Origin of the sequence: Aquibium oceanicum (assembly GCF_001889605.1) — a bacterium.
Taxonomy (GTDB): domain Bacteria; phylum Pseudomonadota; class Alphaproteobacteria; order Rhizobiales; family Rhizobiaceae; genus Aquibium; species Aquibium oceanicum.
The window spans coordinates 1,191,665-1,209,596 of sequence record NZ_CP018171.1; the positions used below are offsets into that span (position 1 = coordinate 1,191,665).

Below are 17,932 nucleotides of genomic sequence, written 5' to 3' on the forward strand. Positions count from 1 at the left end.
GCTGCGGCAGCGTTGAAAAGGGGCTGCGAATCAACGCCCCGACATGGATGAGATATAGGGACTTCCGCGCCGTTTTTCCAATTTTCGCGGGCATTTCGGCGGTTCTTTCACCGGCTTTGTGGCGCTTTCGCGGGGATGGACGCCGCCGCCGCCCGTTCGCGGTCGTCACGGCTTTGTGGGAGGGCCTGCTACCCCTATATTCGGCGCCGAGGAGATCCGCCAGATGGACGCCACGCCGGCCCCTTTCGTTCCGCCCGCGCCGAAGCCGCGCACCACGCCGCCATCGCTGCTGCAGATGCTGCGGATCGTCTATCGGAACCCGCTCGAACTGTGGGGCGAGCCGTCCTATAACGAAAAATGGGTCTCGATCTCGACCGGAGTGGGCGGGCCGCTGGTGATCGCCAACGACCCGGGCCTGATCCGGCACGTGCTGGTCGACAATGCGAAGAACTACAAGATGGCGCGGGTGCGCCAGAAGATCCTGCGTCCTATCCTGCGGGACGGACTGCTAACGGCAGAAGGTGAGGTGTGGAAGCGCTCGCGCAAGGCGATGGCGCCGGTCTTCACGCCGCGCCACATCAACGGCTTCGCCGCACCGATGCTACGCCGCTCCGAGGCTTTCGCCGAGCGCTACGAAGGCGAGACCGGCACGGTGGACATCGCCCGCGACATGACGCTGCTGACCTACGACATCCTGGCAGAGACGCTGTTTTCGGGCGAGATCGCAGGGGAGCCGGGCAGCTTCGCCAAGCAGGTCGACCGCCTGTTCGAGACGATGGGCCGCGTCGATCCGCTCGACCTGCTTGGTGCGCCGGACTGGCTGCCGCGCTTCACGCGCATCCGCGGCGCCCGCGCCATGGCCTTCTTCCGCCGGCTCGTGGCCGACACGGCCAGGATGCGCAAGGAGAAGCTGGAGTGCGATCCCGAGGGTGCGCCGAACGATTTCCTGACGCTGCTGCTCAAGGCGGAAGGACCGCAGGGCCTGTCGCGCGACGAGATCGCCGATAACATCATCACCTTCATCGGCGCCGGCCACGAGACCACGGCGCGCGCTCTCGGCTGGACGCTCTACTGCCTGGCGGAAGCGCCCTGGGAACGCGAACGGGTCGAGGCCGAAATCGATGCCGTGCTGGCGCGCGAGGCGGACCCGGCGAAGTGGCTCGACGCTATGCCGGTGACCCGCGCCGCCTTCGAGGAGGCGATGCGGCTCTATCCGCCGGCGGCCTCGATCAGCCGCGAGGCGCTGGCCGACGAGTTCTACGAGGACCTGCACATCCGCAAGGGCGCTCAGGTCCAGGTGATGCCATGGACCGTGCACCGGCACCGCAAGCTGTGGGACAACCCCGAAGCCTTCATGCCGGAGCGCTTCCTGCCGCATAACCGCAACCGGATCGACCGCTTCCAGTACCTGCCCTTCGGAGCGGGGCCGAGGATCTGCATCGGCGCCAGCTTCGCCATGCAGGAGGCGATGATCGCGCTCGGCGTCCTCCTGTCGCGCTTCCGTTTCGACACGGTGGCCGAGACGAAACCCTGGCCGGTGCAGAAGCTGACGACCCAGCCTGAGGGCGGTTTGCCGATGCGGGTGACACGGCGAAGGTAGTTGTGCTCATCCCGCGGCGCGGATCAGGTCGGCCGCCTTCTCGGCGATCATGATGGTCGGCGCGTTGGTGTTGCCGCCGATGAGGGTCGGCATGATCGAGGCGTCCACGACGCGCAGACCTTCCAGCCCGCGCACGCGCAGCAGTGGATCGACGACCGCTTCATCGTCGACGCCCATGCGACAGGTGCCGACGGGGTGGTAGATCGTGTCGGCGCGGGCGCGGATGTGGCGCATCAGGTCGGCGTCGGTCTCCACGCCTTCGGTGTGGATCTCCTTGTGCCGGTATGGCGCGAAGGCCGGGGCGGCGAGGATGTCGCGCATCAGCCGGGCGCCTCGAAGCAGCAGGTCCGAGTCGCGCTCATCGGCGAGATAGGCAGGGTCGATGCGCGGCGGCGCTTGGGGATCGGCGCTCGACAGCCCGACGGTCCCGCGCGAATGCGGCCTCAGCACGCAGACGTGGCAGGAATAGCCGAAGCCGAGGTGGATCCTGCGGGTGTGGTCGTCGACGATGCCGATGCAAAAGTGCATCTGCAGGTCGGGTCGCTCCGCTTCCGGCGAGGATTTGACGAAGGCGCCGGCTTCCGCGATCGGCGAGGCCAGCATGCCCGTGCCGTCGCGGCGCCATTGCAGGGCATGGCGCACCATGGCCCAAGCGCCGCGCGGACCAATGCCGAAACAGTCGGTGTGCTTCGTCTTCCACGACAGGATGAAATCGAGATGGTCCTGGAGGTTTCGGCCCACGCCGGGAAGCGCATGACGCACGTCGATGCCTTGGGCGCGTAGTTCCTCCGGATCTCCTATCCCCGACAGCATGAGAAGTTGCGGCGAGCCGAAGGCGCCGGCCGAGAGAATCACCTCGCGCCTTGCCTCGGCAAGTTGCTCCGTGCTGCCGCGGCGATAATTTACGCCGGTGGCGCGTCTACCTTCGAACGTGATGCGCGTCGCATGCGCGCCGGTCACCACCGTGAGGTTCTTGCGTTGCATGGCCGGTTGCAGGTAGGCCGCCGCCGCCGAGCAGCGTTCGCCGTTGCGGATGCCGTCGTGGAACTGCGTGACCTGGTAGAGGCCGGCGCCTTCCTGATCGGGTCCATTGAAGTCGTCGTTTCGACGGATCTGGTGCTGCGCGCAGGCTTCGATGAAGGCGTGCGCGAGCGGCCGCGGGCTCGCCTGGTCGCGGACCTGGAGCGGACCGTCGGCCCCGTGCAGTGGGTCTCCGCCGCGTTGATTGCCTTCCGCCTTGCGGAAATAGGGAAGCACGTCTTTCCACGACCAGCCAGCGCAGCCGCCCTGGGCCCAGTCGTCATAGTCGGACGGATGGCCCCGGACGTAGAGCATGGCGTTGATCGCGCTCGAGCCGCCGAGCGCACGTCCGCGCGGCTGGTAGCCGCGGCGGCCATCGAGGCCCGGCTGCGGCTCGGTCTGGAAGGCCCAGTTGTTGATTTTCGGCCGCCCGGGGAGCATCGCGGCTATGCCGACCGGAACGCGGATCAGGAGATCGCGGCCCTCGCCGCCTGCTTCCAGCAGGCAGACGCTGATCGACGGATCCTCCGACAGCCGGGCCGCCAAGGTAGCGCCGGCGGAGCCGCCGCCGGCGATCACATAGTCGAATGACATGGTCCCCTCCCGGACGCAGCCTCGTGCGACCGGGAGATGGAAGCTTCAAATCCGGGGCTTGTCCAGAGCCTTGAACCCTCAGACCATCGCGAAAATGCGTGCGGGGCCGCCTGTTCCGCCGCGGATCTTCGGTGCGCCGACGACGATGGTCGCGCCCGAGGCCGGGAGCCGGTCGAGATTGGCGATGGCCTCGATGCCGTACCGCCCGCTCGGCAGCCAGGTGTTGTGCACGATGAAGTCGGGCGACATTCCGAAGTCGAGCGAGAGTGTGTCGACGGCGATCGCCTTGACGGACGGCCCTTCCATCAGCGCCTGCGCGGCCTCGACGTGGAAGCCGGGGAAATGCATGGTCTTGCCGTCGTCGCCGACGTTGCGGAACTTGTCGGTGGCGACGTGATCGCCCCAGCCCGACAGCATGGCGACGACCGCGCCTTCAGGGATGTCGCCGTTCGCGTCCGTCCAGGCCTTCAGGTCGTCCGGCGTCACCTGTGCGTCGGCGTTCTCGGAGGCTTTGGGCCGGATGTCGACGACGACCAGCGGCGCGACGAGGTCCTCGACCGGCAGTTCGGCCACCGACTTGCCGTCGGCCGTGAAGTGGAGCGGCGCGTCGATGTGGGTGCCCGTATGCTCGTTCAGTCTGAGCTCGAAGAGGTTGAACGTGTGTTCGGCATGGTTGAACTTCTGGTCGTAGAAGAGCTGCTGCGCGCCGAAGTAGGTCGGGAAGGTGTCGTAGAGTTCGTGGGTCAGGTCCTCGGCCTTCGTCGGCATCGACTGCTGGGCAAAGAGCGGTTGCGGCGCGGCGGCGGCCCCGAGTGCCGCGGCTCCCGCGGCGGCAACTGTTCCCCTGAAGAAGGCCCGTCGCGACAGCATGTCCTTCTTGACGCCTTCGATCACGCAATGATGGCACATTTCGATGACTCCGCTGGTAATTGCCTCGCCGCATCAGGCGACAGAATGAGCCGGCAAAGGCCAGGTGGCAAGCCTCACCAGCGGCCCTGGAAGGCATTCTCGACATGTACGGGCCAGCGCCAGGGAAGCACGGCGACCATATCGAAGCGGACGGAGAGGCGGACGTAGTCGGGCTGACGGGCGAGCCACAGATCGGCCGCCGCCTCGATCCGGCGCTCGGACTGGCCGCCGATGGCTTCCATCGCTTCCGCCAGCGTGCGCCGCGCCTTCACTTCGACGATGGCGACGAGGTCGCCCTTGCGGGCGATGAGGTCGATCTCGCCGAGCTTTGTGCGATGGCGGCGTGCGACGATGCGGTAGCCTTTCACCATCAGGGCGACGGCCGCGGCGCGCTCGCTCCAGTGGCCTTTCCGGTAGGCGCGGAAGCGCCTGGCGCGCGCGTCAGCCGTCACCGCCGCGTTCCTTGAGTTCGAGGAGGCGGCGGTAGAGGTCCTGCTTGGGCGAGCCGGTCATCCGCGCCGCCTCGCCGGCGGCCTTGGAGGCGGGGAGTTCGGCGGCGAGCGAGAGGAGCAGGCGGTCGAGGTCCTCCGGGCTGGCCGCTTCCTCCTCGCCGGGCGGTGCGACGCAGACGACGACCTCGCCCTTCGGCGAACCCGCTTCGGCATAATGCTCCGCGAGTTCGGCGAGGCTGCCGCGCCGGAATTCCTCGAAGGTCTTCGTCAGTTCTCGCGCGATGGCCGCCTGGCGGTCCGCGCCGAGTGCGTCGCGCATGGCGGCCAGGCTTTCGGGCAGGCGATGCGGGGATTCGTAGAAGACGAGCGTGGCCGGCATCGCCTTCAGCGCCTCCAGCCGGGTGCGGCGCTGCCCGTCCTTCACCGGCAGGAAACCGGCGAACAGGAAAGCGTCGGACGGTAAGGTGCTGGCGGTCAGCGCGGCGAGCACGGCCGAGGCACCGGGAATGGGCACGACGCGGATGCCGGCTGCCACCGCCTCGCCGACCAGCCGGTAGCCCGGATCGGAAACGAGCGGCGTGCCGGCGTCGGAGACCAGCGCGACCGCTTTGCCCTCCGCGAGATCGGCGAGCAGGCGCGGCCCCGCGCTCGCCGCATTGTGCTCGTGGTAGGGGGCGAGCTTGCGGCGGATGCCGTAGCGATCGAGCAGCACGCGGGTGACGCGCGTGTCCTCGCAGGCGATCACGTCGGCCGCGGCAAGCGTCTCCAGCGCGCGCACGGTGATGTCGGAGAGGTTCCCGATCGGGGTGGAGACGATATAGAGCGCCGGCTCCAGCGGCCGGGCCGGAATTTCATGTCCGTCGATCAGGAAACTGCGCCTGGCGGCGGGTTCGGTGCGCAATTCTGCCATGCAGCCACACCTACAGCCGATGTCCGATCGCGCAAAGCGGCAATCGCCCCAGGCCGGCGCCTCAGGTGCCGCAGAATGTACGCAGTACGAGCTCGTGCGCTTCCGGCGGCGCGGCGTAGCGGGCCTTGTCCGGCTGCTCATCGAACGGCTTCGCGAGCACCGCCACCAGTTCCTCGAAGGGGGCGAAGTCGCCGTGGTCCTCGGCCGCGCGGATCGCCTCCTCGATGCGGTGGTTGCGCGGGATATACTTGGGGTTCGCCGCGCGCATCCGCTCCAGCCGCCCGGCATCGTGCTGCGGCTCGCGCGCGATGCGCGCATGCCAGCGCTCAGCCCACTGGTCGAACGCTGCCGGGTCGGAAAACAGCATCCGCGCGCCGTCGCCTTCGCCGTCCAGTTCGCCGCCGAGGCCGCGGAAGGTGAGGGTGAAGTCGGTCTTCTGGCTGGCCATCAGGGCGAAGAGGTCGCTGATCAGCTGGGTGTCCTCGTCCGCCTCAGTCGCCAGACCGAGCTTGTCGCGCAGGCCGCCGTGGAAGACCGGCTCGTAGTGCTCTTTGAATGTCTTCAGCGCACCTTCCGCTATCTTCAGAGCCTCGTCCGGGTCTTCGTGAAGCAGCGGCAGCAGGGTCTCGGCAAAGCGCGCCAGGTTCCAGACCGCGATGTTGGGCTGGTTGGCGAAGGCGTAGCGGCCCTGCTGGTCGATGGAGCTGAAGACCTTGTTCGGATCGAAATCGTCCATGAAGGCGCAGGGGCCGTAGTCGATGGTCTCGCCTGAAATCGTCATGTTGTCGGTGTTCATGACGCCGTGGATGAATCCGACGAGCATCCATCTCGCAACGAGCCGCGCCTGCGCGGCGATGACGGATTCGAGCAGGCGCAGATAGGGCTGGTCGCCCGCGGCGGCGTCCGGATAGTGACGCGCGATGGCGTAGTCGGCCAGTGTACGGATGCCGTCGGTGTCGCCGCGCGCGGCGAAGTACTGGAAGGTGCCGATGCGGATGTGGCTCGCCGCGACGCGCGTCAGCACGGCGCCGGGCAGGCGGTGCTCGCGGTAGACCGGCTCGCCGGTCGCGACCGCGGCCAGGCTGCGCGTGGTGGGCATGCCGAGCGCATGCATGGCTTCGCTGACGATGTATTCGCGCAGCACCGGGCCGATGGCGGCGCGTCCGTCGCCGCCGCGCGAAAACCGCGTCGGTCCGGAGCCCTTGAGCTGCAGGTCGCGGCGCACGCCGTCCGCATCGATCGCTTCGCCGAGAAGCAGCGCGCGGCCGTCGCCGAGCTGCGGCACGAAATTGCCGAACTGGTGGCCGGCATAGGCTTGCGCGACCGCCTGCATGTCGTCGGGGATGCGGCTTCCCGACAGGACGTCGAGTCCTTCGGGGCTCCGGAGGCGGTCTGCGTCTAGCCCGAGCTTTTCGGCCAGGGACAGGTTCAGCTTGATGAGCCGCGGAGCGGCGACCGGGGTCGGCGTCGTGCGCTCGAAAAAGCGCTCGGGCAGGCCGGCATAGGTGAACTCCAGCGTTGGCATCGGATTGTCGCTGGAATTCGGCGCGGCCAGCACCGAGGAAACCTGGCTGGGCATGGCGGAACTCCTCTTGCCCTCATGTCGAGAGCGTGACGTGTATGTCATCCTATGTGTTGCAGCAGGCGGGCGAGTGCAAGGTTTACCTGCTTCCGCGAAACGGAAAGCCGCGGCGAGACGGGACGACGTCGAGGTTGACGCCGCGTGACGGCTGTTGCGATGGTCCGCTATGAGCCGGCGAAGCGATGTGACCATTCCGTCGCATTTCTCCGATAGTAAGGAGCGACGGAACGGGCGGATCGTCGATTCGCTCGGATCGGACGAGGCGGACGGGCGAGTAACCTTCGGCGAAAGGAGCCAGCGCATGACCACGGTAGCGGTACTCGGAGGGGACGGCTTCGTCGGATGGCCGACATGCCTGCATCTGTCGAGCAAGGGCTACGACGTCCACATCCTCGACAATCTCAGCCGGCGCTGGATCGACACCGAACTTGGGGTGCAATCACTGACCCCGATGGACTCCATCCAGGAGCGCACGCGCATCTGGCGGCAGGAAACGGGGCGTCGCATCCATTTCCATCTGATCGATCTGGCCAAGGACTACGAAGTGCTGAAGCGCTGGCTTTCCGAGCACCGGCCGGACGCGATCGTGCATTTCGCCGAGCAGCGCGCCGCGCCCTATTCGATGAAGAGCGACCGGCACAAGAACTACACGGTCAACAACAACGTCAACGCCACGCACAACCTCCTGAACGCAGTGGTCGAGATCGGCCTCGACGCGCATCTCGTCCATCTCGGCACGATGGGCGTCTACGGCTATTCCACGGTCGGTGCGGCCATTCCCGAGGGCTACCTGCCGGTTGGCATCGAGACGATGGCGGGCGAACAGGTCAGCCAGGAGATCCTCTACCCCGCCAATCCGGGCTCGATCTACCACATGACCAAGTGCCTGGATCAGCTGCTGTTCCAGTTCTACGCCAAGAACGACGGCGTGCGGATCACCGACCTGCACCAGGGCATCGTCTGGGGCACGCACACCGACCAGACCCGGCTGCACCCGCAGCTGGTCAACCGGTTCGACTATGACGGCGACTACGGCACGGTGCTGAACCGCTTCCTGATCCAGGCGGCGATCGGCTATCCGCTGACGGTGCACGGCACCGGCGGCCAGACGCGCGCCTTCATTCACATCCAGGACTCGGTGCGTTGCATCGAACTGGCGCTCGCCAATCCGCCGACGCGTGGTGATCGGGTCGAGATCTTCAACCAGATGACCGAGACGCACCGCGTGCGTGACCTCGCGGCGCTGGTCGCAAGAATCACCGGCGCCGAGGTGGCAAACCTTCCCAACCCCCGCAAGGAGGTGGCCGAGAACGATCTCGTCGTCAGGAACGAAAAATTCCTTGCGCTCGGTCTCGATCCCATCACGCTGGAGGAGGGGCTGCTCTCGGAGGTGGTCGACGTGGCGAAGAAGTTCGCCTACCGCATCGATCGCAGCCGCATACCGGCCGCCAGCGCCTGGACGAAGGAGATCGCCAGCACGATCGACGGCAGCGAGCTTCCGGTCGTGCGCAAGGTCGCGGGAAAGTAGCCAGCCGAGGGCCGCGCGGCGGATGAGGATCGGCGTCATTTCCGACACGCACGGGCTGCTGCGGCGCGAGGCGCTGGAGCGGCTCGACGGCGTCGACCGCATCATCCACGCCGGCGACGTTGGTTCGCCCGACATCCTGCCGGAACTGGAGAAGATTGCGCCCGTCACCGCGATCAAGGGCAACGTCGATACGCAGGCCTGGGCGGATGCCATCCCGGAGACGGCGCGGGTCGCGTTCGAAGGCCATGCGATCTTCGTCATTCACGACCGCAAGGCGCTGGGTTTCGATCCGGCGCAGGAAGGCATCGGCGTCGTGATTTGCGGCCATTCTCACAAGCCGGGCATCGAGACGGTCGATGGTGTCCTCTACCTCAATCCCGGAAGCGCCGGACGGCGGCGGTTCAGGCTGCCGGTGACGGTTGCCATACTGGACCTGGACGCGGAGGGTGCCGTCGCGCACCTGCACGAGATCGTCGGCGGCTGAAGCGGGCGGTGTCAGACCGGCATGTCGCGGGGCGTTTCGATGCTGTCGGGCACTTGTGCCGGCTCGCTGGCCGTCAGGATCCGCGCCAGGGCGCCGCGCAGCTGCTCGCGCGAATAGGGTTTGTCGAGGACCGGCGCGTCGCCGATCTCTTCGAGCGTGCCACCATAGCCGGTCGCGAAGACCATGGGTATGCCGCGGTCGCGCAGGATCTCGGCGACGGGGTAGCTGTAGCTTCCGCCGAGATTGACGTCGAGGACCGCCGCGTCCATCGCCTCGGCCCGCGCGATCTCCAGTCCCTTGTCCAGGCGATGCGCGGGACCGACGACGATGGCGCCGAGATCCTCGAGCGCTTCCGCCGCTTCGATGGCGATGAGGATTTCGTCCTCGAGGAGGAAGATCCGTTTGCCGGTGATGTCGTTGCTCAATCAGTTTCCTCCGCCATCGGCACGGGGGCTTCGATGGTGCAAACGAGACCATCCGGCCGGAAATCCATGGTCACCTCTGCGTCCAGCTCCGACCGCAGGGCGCGGTCGATCATCGTGGAACCGAACCCGCGCCTGGAGGGCGTGGCCACCGGTGGGCCGTCACGCTCCTGCCAGGCGAAGCTGAAATGGTCCGCATTCTTGCTCCACCTGATGTCGAGCTTGCCGTCGCCGGTGGAGAGTGCGCCGTATTTCAGCGCGTTCGTATAGAGTTCGTGCAGCGCCATCGCCATGGTGACCGCCTGCTTGGGCATCAGCTTGACCGAGGGACCGCTCCAGTTGGCCCGCCCTTCGGCGACGAGCGTGCCGAGCGAGTGGCGCACGAGATCGACGAGATCGGCCTTCTCCCAGTTCTCGCTGGTCAACAGGTTGTGCGCCCGCGCAAGCGCCGAGAGCCGACCGTCGAAGATCGCGGTGCGCGGATCCTCGCCGTCCACGGGCCGGAATGTCTGCTTGGCGAGCGACTGGACCACCGCGAGCGAATTCTTCACGCGGTGATTGAGTTCGTGAATCAGCAGCTTGCGATGCTTCTCGGCCCGCTTGCGTTCGGTGATGTCGGCTATGACGCCGACGAGACGCGAAGGCTTTCCGGCGGCCGTGAATTCCATCCGCCCGGCGACTTCGAGCCAGCGCTTCTCGCCGTCGTCGGCGCGGAAGATCCGGCAGACGAAGCTGAAATTGTCGTCCTCGGGCACGGCTTCGCCGACTGCGTTTCGGAACGCCTCGCGGTCCTCCGCATGGAGGAAGCTGTCGAGGAAGCCGTTGCGCTCGGGCTGGCCGTCCTCTGCGGGAACACCGAAGATCTCGAACATGCGCTCGTTCGCCCACATCGAAACGTCCTTCTCGACGTTCCATTCGAACACGCCGAGTCCGGCCGCGTCGGTTGCGATCCGCCGCCGCTCCTCGCTCTCGCGCAGCCTGTCCTCCGCGGTCCACAGATCGTGCACGTCGGTGGCGGTCCCGATCCACCGTTCGACGTTTCCGTAGGCGTCGCGCAGCGGCGTGGCGCGGCTGAGATGCCAGCGGTAGCTGCTGTCGCGCATCTTGAGGCGATGGGTGATCTGGTATGGCTGGCGCAGCTTCGAGGCCGTTTCCCATTCCTTGCCGGTGATCGGGTAGTCCTCCGGATGCACCAGGAGTTCCCAGCGATACCGTCCGTCGGGCGCCACGTGAGAGGCGGTGTACTGTGCGATGCGCGAGTTCCAGTATTCGACATGGCCCTCGGCGTCGGAGGTCCAGACGAGCTGCGGCATGATGTCGGCGAGGTTGCGGAAGCGCTGCTCGCTTTCGCGCAGCTTCTGCTCGGCGCGCTCGCGTTCGGTCACGTCGACATTCACGCCGATCATGCCGAGGAAGTCGCCGCGGGCGGAGAAATGCGGCCGTGCCTCGGTCGTCCAGATCTGGTACTCGCCGTTCGCGGACAGGTATCGTCCCTTGGTGGAAACCGTCCTGCGTTCCGCGATCGCCTGGCCCATCTCTGAGCCGATGCGCGCGACGTCGTCAGGATGGATCTTGGTAGACCAGTCGAACCCGGCGATCTCCGACTCGCGTACGTTCCACTGATGGCGCAGCATCCTGTTCAGGGCCTGGCAGTGGCCGTCCGGGCCGCTGGTCCAGATCATCACGGGCGCGTCCTCCGACATCTGGCGGAAGCGTTCCTCCGACACCCTGAGTTCGTCCTCGGCCGCGCGCCTTGCCTCTTCCGCGCGGGCGCGCTCGATGCTGAAGCCGATCTGCCGGGCGATCGTCACGGCAAGATCGCTTTCGCGCCGGCCGAAGACGTGCGGCTGGGCGTAGTAGGTCATGAACTTGCCGATGGCCCCTCCCTGCGCGACCAGCGGGATAAAGCCGAGGCTGCGGATGCCCTCGCGCTCGATGGTCTGCTTGAGCCAGTCGGGCTCTTCCGTCGCCTGCATGTCGGGGACAAAGATCGGCTCCGGATCGCGATCGCCGGGGCGCCAGGGGGTGTGGCCGTCGACGGCCTTGCGGTAGCCATCCGAAAGGCCGCGCCATGCCTGGAACCGCATGACGCCGTCGTCGTCGAACAGGAGGATCGAGGCGCGCCGACAGCCCAGCGCGTCGGTGATGGCGTCGAGCGCGGCGTCGAAGACCTCTTCCTGCGAGCGGGCGCGGTAGAGCCGGTCGGTCAGGCGAAAGAGAACCACGAGTTCGTCGGCCCGTTTCTCGCCGGCTTCCGTGCGCAGACCCATCAGCTGGTCCATTGCCGCTCCATCCCAGAGATAACCGCGGATTCTATTACCGGTGGTCTGGCATGGAAAGCATTAACTTCCGATGGCTTTCCGGTGCTTTTGGCGCGGACAGCCCGGTTTTCAGGTGCGTGCCATGCCGCATTCGGGCGTCAGGGAGGGCTGTCGGGCGTCGCACCGGGCGCCGGTCGCGGCTTGTAGAGCCAGCCGAGCAGGATCGGCGTCAGGTACATCGGAACCTGGTAGCAGCCGATGAAGAGAAGCAGCGGATCGGTCACTGACACCGGCAGCGCCGTCAGAAAAAGCGCGATGTTCCGGTTTCCAGCCACGATCGCCAGCGGCGCGACGGTCTTGTCGGCAATTCTGCGCCGCAGCGCCAGCACCATCAGGAGCTGGAGGCCGAAATTGCCGGCGAAGGCGACCGAAAGCGTGAGCAGGAGGCGGGCGGGTTCCTCACGGATCGCGGGGCCGACCGCCGACATGAGGCCGACGACGACGACGGCCATGGCGATGGCCGATACCCCGTCGATGACGCCGATGGCGGCGGGCGAGGGGTGCTTCAGCACGAAGCCGCGGATGAGGAAGGCGAGACCCGCCGCCGCACCGATGATGACGAGCAGCCGGGCGGCCGAGCCGATCACCGCGCCGGCATCGCCCAGCGCCGGGGCCAGCCAGAACACCGGTATGATGGTGAGCGGCAGCAGCGCGGTTCCCAGAACCAGCAGGCGCAGTGCCGGCGCGGGATCGTTTCCGGTGAGCACGGTCAGATTGGGACTGCCGGAGATTGAGGAGGCGGCCATCATCAGGACCAGGCCGGTGGCGAGCGGACCGTTACAGCCGATCAGCGCGAAGGCGAGGATTGCGGCGGCCGGGAACCCGACCTGGTAGAGCAGCGTGAGGCCGAAGGAGGCGCGTATGTCGGCAAGGGCGCCAAAGGCCTGGCGCGGACCCACGCGCAGGGCGGCGATGAAGAGCAGGCAGGCGACCAGTTCGGCGATCCAGCCTTTCATCGCGAAGGCGAGGTCAGGCAGCGCGACACCGGCGACGAGACCCGCGACGAGCACGGCGCGGCCATGGCGCACGGGAATTGCGGCGATGCGCGCCAGCGAAGTCACGAAAGTCCCCGCAGGATGAGCATCGCCGCCGCCAGGCCGGCGACGACCAGTAGGGCCGGCCGGTAGCGGCGGTCGAAGCGTCCGCGCAGGCGCCGCGCGATCGCCAGGCCGAGAACCATCGGCGGCACCATCAGGGCGGCGAGCACGGCGTCGCGCACGCCCGCGAACCCGCTCGCGTAGAGTCCAGCGAGCGAGACGAGGCATCCGATGGCGAAGAAAGCGGCGAGCGTCGGCCGCGCGGAGGCGGCGGGCCGGTCCTGATATATGAGGGCGAGCGGCGGCGCGCCGACGGAGGTGATCGTCCCCATGATCCCCGACAGTGTCGACATGGCCAGGAGCCATGCCCGGCTGAAAGCGATGCGGCGGCCGAAGGCAGAGAGAAAGACGGCGAGGCCGATCATCAGGCCGAAGGCCAGCATGAAGCTCCGCTGGTCGGCGAGAGCGGACAAGAGCGCGGTGGCGGCAAGGACGCCGGCGATCCGGCCGATCGTGCCGAGGCCGACCTCGTCCCAGCGGATCGCCCTACGCTCGCCCCAGGCGCCCCATGCGGAGGTGAGCATGCCGAGGAAGAGCGCGGGCGCCGGCACGAGTTCGGGATCGATCAGGGCGAGCAGCGGCGCGGCGGTGAGGCCGAAACCCATGCCGAGGCCGAACTGCACGATCGCGGCGACGACGACGATGACGCCGACGAGGAGCAGCCAGGGCATGCCGAGCCCGGTGAAGGCAGCGATGTCCACCTGCGGTATGCCCTCAGTGCGCCGCGGTCTGGCGCATGTTTTCGGGCAGCCACGTCGCCAAGTCGGGGAAGGCGATGAGCACGAACACCATCACCACCATGATGAGGAACATCGGGAAGGCGGCGCGCGCTATGTAGTTCATCTCGTGATGCGTCATGCCCTGGAGCACGAAGAGGTTGAAGCCGATCGGCGGCGTGATCTGCGCCATCTCCACGACCACGACGATGAAGATGCCGAACCAGATGATGTCGATGCCGGCCTGCCGGATCATCGGCTCCACGACCGCGATGGTGAGCACCACCGACGAGATGCCGTCGAGGAAGCACCCGATGATGACGTAGAAGACGAGCAGCATCATCAGGAGTTCGAAGCGGGAGAGTTCCATCGAGCCGATCCACTCGGCGAGCCCGCGCGGCAGGCCGGTAAAGCCCATGGAGAGCGACAGGAAGGCGGCGCCCGACAGGATGAGCGCGATCATTGCCGAGGTGCGGGTCGCGCCGAGCAGGCTTTCGGAGAAACTCGCCCATGTCAGCGAGCCCTGCGTGGCGGCAAGCACCAGCGCGCCGATGACGCCGATGGCGGCGGCCTCCGTCGCGGTGGCGTAGCCGAGATACATGGAGCCGATCACCACCAGGATCAGGAGCAGGACCGGGATGAGGAAGCGCGAGTTGGAGATGCGCTCGGCGAAGGTCATTTCCGGTTCGGGATCCGGCTTGTAGTCCTTCGAGAAGCGCGAGATCGCCACCACGTAGAGCATGAACATCGCCGCCAGCACGAGGCCGGGCACGATGCCTGCGATGAACAGCTTGGTGATGGATTCGTTGATCGTGACGCCGTAGACGATGAGCGTCAGCGACGGCGGGATCATCAGGCCGAGCGTCGCGGCGCCGGCGAGCGTGCCGATCACCAGGTTTTCAGGATAGTTGCGTTTCCTGAGCTCCGGAATCGACATCTTGCCGACCGTCGTCAGCGTCGCGGCGGAAGAGCCGGAGACGGCGGCGAAGACCGTGCAGCCGACGACGTTGGTGTGCAGGAGGCCGCCCGGCAGCCGCGCCATCCAGGGCGACAGGCCCTTGAACATGTCCTCCGACAGGCGCGTGCGATAAAGGATCTCGCCCATCCAGATGAAGAGCGGCAGCGCCGTCAGGGTCCATGAGGAAGCGGAGCGCCAGATGACGGTCATCATGGCATCGCCGGCAGGCCGCAGGGTGAAGAGTTCCATGCCGACCCAGGCGACGCCGAGCAGCGCCAGGCCGATCCACACGCCGGTGCCGAGAAGCAGGAAAAGGACGAAGAGGAATATGCCGATCGGGAGGAGCTGTTCCATCGCCTATTCCGCCGTTTGGTCGATGGCGGAGGAGCGGATGTTGTCCCTGCGCGTGAGGACGAGCGTGAGAAGATTGTCAGCGAAGCAGACTGCGAGCAGGACGGCGCCGGCGGCCGCGGGAAGCTGAGGGATCCAGATCGGCGTCGCGTCCTGGCCCTGGCTGATGTCGTTGAAGGCGTAGGACCAGTAGACTGCCTTCACGGCATACCAGGCGAGATAGGTGCTCGCGGCCGTTCCGATCAGAAGGCCCCAGAGCTCGCCCCAGAACCGCTGCCCGCCGAGCGCGGTGAGAAGCAGGCTGACGCGGATATGCGCGCCGCGGTTCAGCGCATGGGCGAAGGCGAGGAAGGACGAAGCCGCCATCAGGTAGCCGGCATAGGCGGTCGAGCCGGGAAAGGAGATGCCGGTCCAGCGCGAGGCCATCTGCAGCACGATCACGATCAGGATGAGGACGAGGCAGATCGCGGCGAGCACGGCCGCGGAATCATAGATCGCGTCGAGGACGCGCCTGATGGTCGATGTCATCGAATGTCCCCGGCAATGCTGTGGAGGGACGGTCCGGCCGGAGCCGGACCGCTACACGAGGATCGGCGGAGATCACATCGCCTTGTAGGAATCGACGATTTCCTTGCCGTCGGGACCGGCGGCGTCCATCCACTCCTGCGTCATCGTCTCGCCGAATTTGGAGAGGTCGCTCTTGAGCTGCTCGCTGGGCTCGCTGACGGTCATGCCGTTGTCGGCGAGCGTCTTCAGGTAGCCGGCGGTGAGTTCCTCCGACTTAGCAGCACCTCGCTTGCCGGCCTCGGCGCCGCAATCCATGACCACCTTCTTGGCCTCGTCGCTCAATGCGTTGAAGGCGTCCTTGTTGGCGAAGACGGCGTTGCGCGGCAGCCAGGCCTGGACGTCGTAGAAGTGCGTCAGGCTTTCCCAAACCTTGGAGTCGACGCCCGTGGAGCCCGAGGAGATGAAGCTCTCGGCGACGCCTGTCGCCAGCGCCTGGCTGAGCTCCGCGGCCTCGATCTGCACCGGCGCCATGCCGGCGAGTTCGGCGATGCGGGCGGTCGCGGCGTTGTAGGCGCGGAACTTGATGCCCTGCATGTCGGCCACGGATTCCACCGGCTTCTTGAAGTAGAGGCCCTGCGGCGGCCACGGCGCGGCGTAGATGTAGACGAGGTTCTGGCTGTCCATCACCTCTTCGAGCTTCGGCTTCGCCGCTTCCCAGAGCTTTTCCGAGTCGGCGAAGGAGGTGGCGAGGAAGGGGATGGAATCGACGCCGTAGAGCGGGTTCTCGTTGGCGTGGGCCGACAGGAGACGCTCGCCGATCGGCGCCTGGCCGGTCTGCACCGCGCGCTTGATGTCGTTGCCGGCGAAGAGCGCGCCGTTCGGATGGGTGACGATCTCCAGTTCGCCGCCGGTACCCTCGTTGACGCAGGCGGCGAATTCGGCCGCGTTCTCGGAGTGGAAGTTGGTCGCCGGATAAGCCATCGGCATATCCCATTTCTCGGCGAGCGCCGCGCCGGCGGCCATGCCGGACATGGCGGTTGCGGCGAGAAGCGTCTTGAGTGTCCTGGTCATTGTCATTCTCCCATCATTATGTTGGCTGAAGTGAAGTTCCCGGTGATCTCGTCGTCTTGTTTTTCCTATTGGAAACGCGAAGGGGCGTAAGGCGCAAGGTCTAAATTCGGCCTGCGGCCGGAAACCAGCTGCGCGAGGATGCGGCCGGTCTTCGGCCCGCCGGTCAGACCGACATGGTGGTGTCCGAAACCGAGGAACATCCCCCTGGTGCCAGGCACCTCGCCTATGAGCGGAATGGAATCGGCCGGAGCGGGCCGGTGGCCCATCCATTCGGTCTTTTCCTTCCAGCGCAGGCCGGGCAGTGCGGCTTGCGCGTTCTTCAACAGGAGGTCGAACGGCGCGCGCGAGGGCGCCGCGTCGAGCCCGCCGAACTCGACGATGCCGGCGAGCCGCAGGCGTCCGTCCATCGGCGTCATGACGAACTTGCCCGACGCAATCATCAGCGGATTGCGCGGCATGACGGACGGCTCCCAAAGTTCGACGTGGTAGCCGCGCTCGCTTTCCAGCGGCACGTCGAGGCCGAGCTTGCGGCAGAGCGCCTTCGACCAGACGCCGGTGGCGAGGACTGCCGCGGAACAGTCGATGGTCTCGCCGCCGACGCGCACGCCGGTGACACGGCCGTCCGTCCGCACGAAATCCGTGACCTCGCCCCTGACCAGCCGGCCGCCATTGGCGACGACATGGACGGCGAGGTCCTTCACGTAGCGGCCGGGATCGGTGATCGTGCCGTGGTCGCCGAAGCGGGCGGCGAAGCCGAGCTTCGCATCGAGCACCGGGTCATAGGCTCGCAGTGCCTCGCCCTCGAGTTCGTCCCATACCATGCCCCGCGCCTTGCGGATGCCCCAGCCGAAGGCGTCGCCGGCATAGTGGGCGCGGTCGTTGTAGACGAAGACATAGTCCGACGGCTTCAGCCACTTCTCCGCGCCCGTTCCCGCAGCCAGCGCCTGGTGGTCGGCGAGGCTGTCGCCGACGATCGGCAGCATGGCATCGGCGATGCGGTTTACCTGTTCGGGCGTGCAGTGCGAGAGGTACTTTCGCAGCCAGGGCAGGAGGCGCGGCAGGTAGGACCATTTGAGGAAGAGCGGCTGGGCGGGATCGAATAGCATGCGCGGCGCCTTGCGCATGAGGCCCGGAACTGTGACCGGCACGATGGAGCAGGAGGCGAGCACGCCGCCGTTTCCGTAGCTCGTCCCTTCACCAGGTTCTCCGCGGTCGATCAGGACGACGTCATGGCCGTCGCGCTGCAGCCAGAGCGCTGTGGAGACGCCGACGATGCCGGCACCGACCACGGCCACGGGTGGCTTGGCGTTCTCGGACCTGGCGTCTCCCTGTACGGCCATCAGCTCCCCTGTCTGCGGCTTTCGTCTTCGACCGATCCTGCCATACGCGGACAAAATGTCAACGATTTAT

Annotated in this window: 16 protein-coding genes; 3 read left to right on the plus strand and 13 right to left on the minus strand. The window is 66.9% G+C overall.

Annotated features, from left to right (window positions below; translation table 11 throughout):
- Positions 1 to 223 precede the first annotated feature (223 nt).
- Positions 224 to 1,600: a cytochrome P450 gene (locus BSQ44_RS05965; protein ID WP_072602382.1), complete on the plus strand. Its 1,377-nt coding sequence runs from the start codon at positions 224 to 226 to the stop codon at positions 1,598 to 1,600.
- Between the two features lie 6 nt (positions 1,601 to 1,606).
- On the opposite strand, the gene BSQ44_RS05970 is transcribed toward BSQ44_RS05965, so the two are convergent.
- The 5 genes from BSQ44_RS05970 to BSQ44_RS05990 form a co-directional block, all read right to left on the minus strand.
- On the minus strand, positions 1,607 to 3,214 hold the full coding sequence (locus BSQ44_RS05970; protein ID WP_072602383.1) for a GMC family oxidoreductase: 1,608 nt from the start codon (positions 3,212 to 3,214) through the stop codon (positions 1,607 to 1,609).
- Between the two features lie 78 nt (positions 3,215 to 3,292).
- Complete coding sequence (locus BSQ44_RS05975) at positions 3,293 to 4,123, minus strand: cyclase family protein (protein ID WP_072602384.1); 831 nt, start codon at positions 4,121 to 4,123, stop codon at positions 3,293 to 3,295.
- A gap of 74 nt (positions 4,124 to 4,197) precedes the next feature.
- Complete coding sequence (locus BSQ44_RS05980; RefSeq protein WP_072602385.1) at positions 4,198 to 4,575, minus strand: YraN family protein; 378 nt, start codon at positions 4,573 to 4,575, stop codon at positions 4,198 to 4,200.
- Positions 4,565 to 5,485 (minus strand): 16S rRNA (cytidine(1402)-2'-O)-methyltransferase, encoded by a 921-nt coding sequence (gene rsmI / locus BSQ44_RS05985; protein ID WP_072602386.1) that lies wholly within the window; start codon positions 5,483 to 5,485, stop codon positions 4,565 to 4,567. Before rsmI ends, BSQ44_RS05980 begins: the two co-directional genes overlap by 11 nt.
- A gap of 61 nt (positions 5,486 to 5,546) precedes the next feature.
- Entirely contained in the window at positions 5,547 to 7,010 is a 1,464-nt protein-coding gene (locus BSQ44_RS05990) for a protein adenylyltransferase SelO (RefSeq protein WP_072607892.1), read from the minus strand.
- A 358-nt stretch (positions 7,011 to 7,368) separates the two neighbouring features.
- On the opposite strand from BSQ44_RS05990, the gene BSQ44_RS05995 reads away from it, so the two are divergent.
- Together BSQ44_RS05995 and BSQ44_RS06000 are read left to right on the plus strand one after the other, a co-directional pair.
- Positions 7,369 to 8,595: an NAD-dependent epimerase/dehydratase family protein gene (locus tag BSQ44_RS05995; protein ID WP_072607893.1), complete on the plus strand. Its 1,227-nt coding sequence runs from the start codon at positions 7,369 to 7,371 to the stop codon at positions 8,593 to 8,595.
- Positions 8,596 to 8,617: 22 nt separating this feature from the next.
- The gene (locus tag BSQ44_RS06000; RefSeq protein WP_072602387.1) at positions 8,618 to 9,079 is read left to right on the plus strand and encodes a metallophosphoesterase family protein; all 462 of its coding nucleotides are present in this window, start codon (positions 8,618 to 8,620) and stop codon (positions 9,077 to 9,079) included.
- A gap of 11 nt (positions 9,080 to 9,090) precedes the next feature.
- On the opposite strand, the gene BSQ44_RS06005 is transcribed toward BSQ44_RS06000, so the two are convergent.
- From BSQ44_RS06005 to BSQ44_RS06040, 8 genes are all read right to left on the minus strand, one after another.
- Complete coding sequence (locus BSQ44_RS06005; RefSeq protein ID WP_072602388.1) at positions 9,091 to 9,504, minus strand: response regulator; 414 nt, start codon at positions 9,502 to 9,504, stop codon at positions 9,091 to 9,093.
- On the minus strand, positions 9,501 to 11,783 hold the full coding sequence (locus BSQ44_RS06010) for a PAS domain S-box protein (RefSeq protein WP_072602389.1): 2,283 nt from the start codon (positions 11,781 to 11,783) through the stop codon (positions 9,501 to 9,503). Before BSQ44_RS06010 ends, BSQ44_RS06005 begins: the two co-directional genes overlap by 4 nt.
- A 137-nt stretch (positions 11,784 to 11,920) precedes the next feature.
- Positions 11,921 to 12,883 carry a hypothetical protein gene (locus BSQ44_RS06015; RefSeq protein ID WP_235633356.1) on the minus strand — a complete coding sequence of 321 codons (963 nt, stop codon included), beginning with the start codon at positions 12,881 to 12,883 and terminating at the stop codon, positions 11,921 to 11,923.
- Positions 12,880 to 13,620 carry a TSUP family transporter gene (locus BSQ44_RS06020; RefSeq protein WP_072602390.1) on the minus strand — a complete coding sequence of 247 codons (741 nt, stop codon included), beginning with the start codon at positions 13,618 to 13,620 and terminating at the stop codon, positions 12,880 to 12,882. The genes BSQ44_RS06015 and BSQ44_RS06020 overlap by 4 nt, the downstream gene beginning before the upstream one ends.
- A gap of 13 nt (positions 13,621 to 13,633) precedes the next feature.
- Entirely contained in the window at positions 13,634 to 14,947 is a 1,314-nt protein-coding gene (locus BSQ44_RS06025; protein ID WP_072602391.1) for a TRAP transporter large permease, read from the minus strand.
- Positions 14,948 to 14,950: 3 nt separating this feature from the next.
- The gene (locus BSQ44_RS06030; protein ID WP_072602392.1) at positions 14,951 to 15,472 is read right to left on the minus strand and encodes a TRAP transporter small permease; all 522 of its coding nucleotides are present in this window, start codon (positions 15,470 to 15,472) and stop codon (positions 14,951 to 14,953) included.
- A 72-nt stretch (positions 15,473 to 15,544) separates the two neighbouring features.
- Positions 15,545 to 16,522, minus strand: a complete 978-nt coding sequence (locus tag BSQ44_RS06035) for a TRAP transporter substrate-binding protein (protein WP_072602393.1) — start codon at positions 16,520 to 16,522, stop codon at positions 15,545 to 15,547.
- 65 nt (positions 16,523 to 16,587) lie between these two features.
- On the minus strand, positions 16,588 to 17,862 hold the full coding sequence (locus BSQ44_RS06040; protein WP_072602394.1) for an NAD(P)/FAD-dependent oxidoreductase: 1,275 nt from the start codon (positions 17,860 to 17,862) through the stop codon (positions 16,588 to 16,590).
- Positions 17,863 to 17,932: the final 70 nt, after the last annotated feature.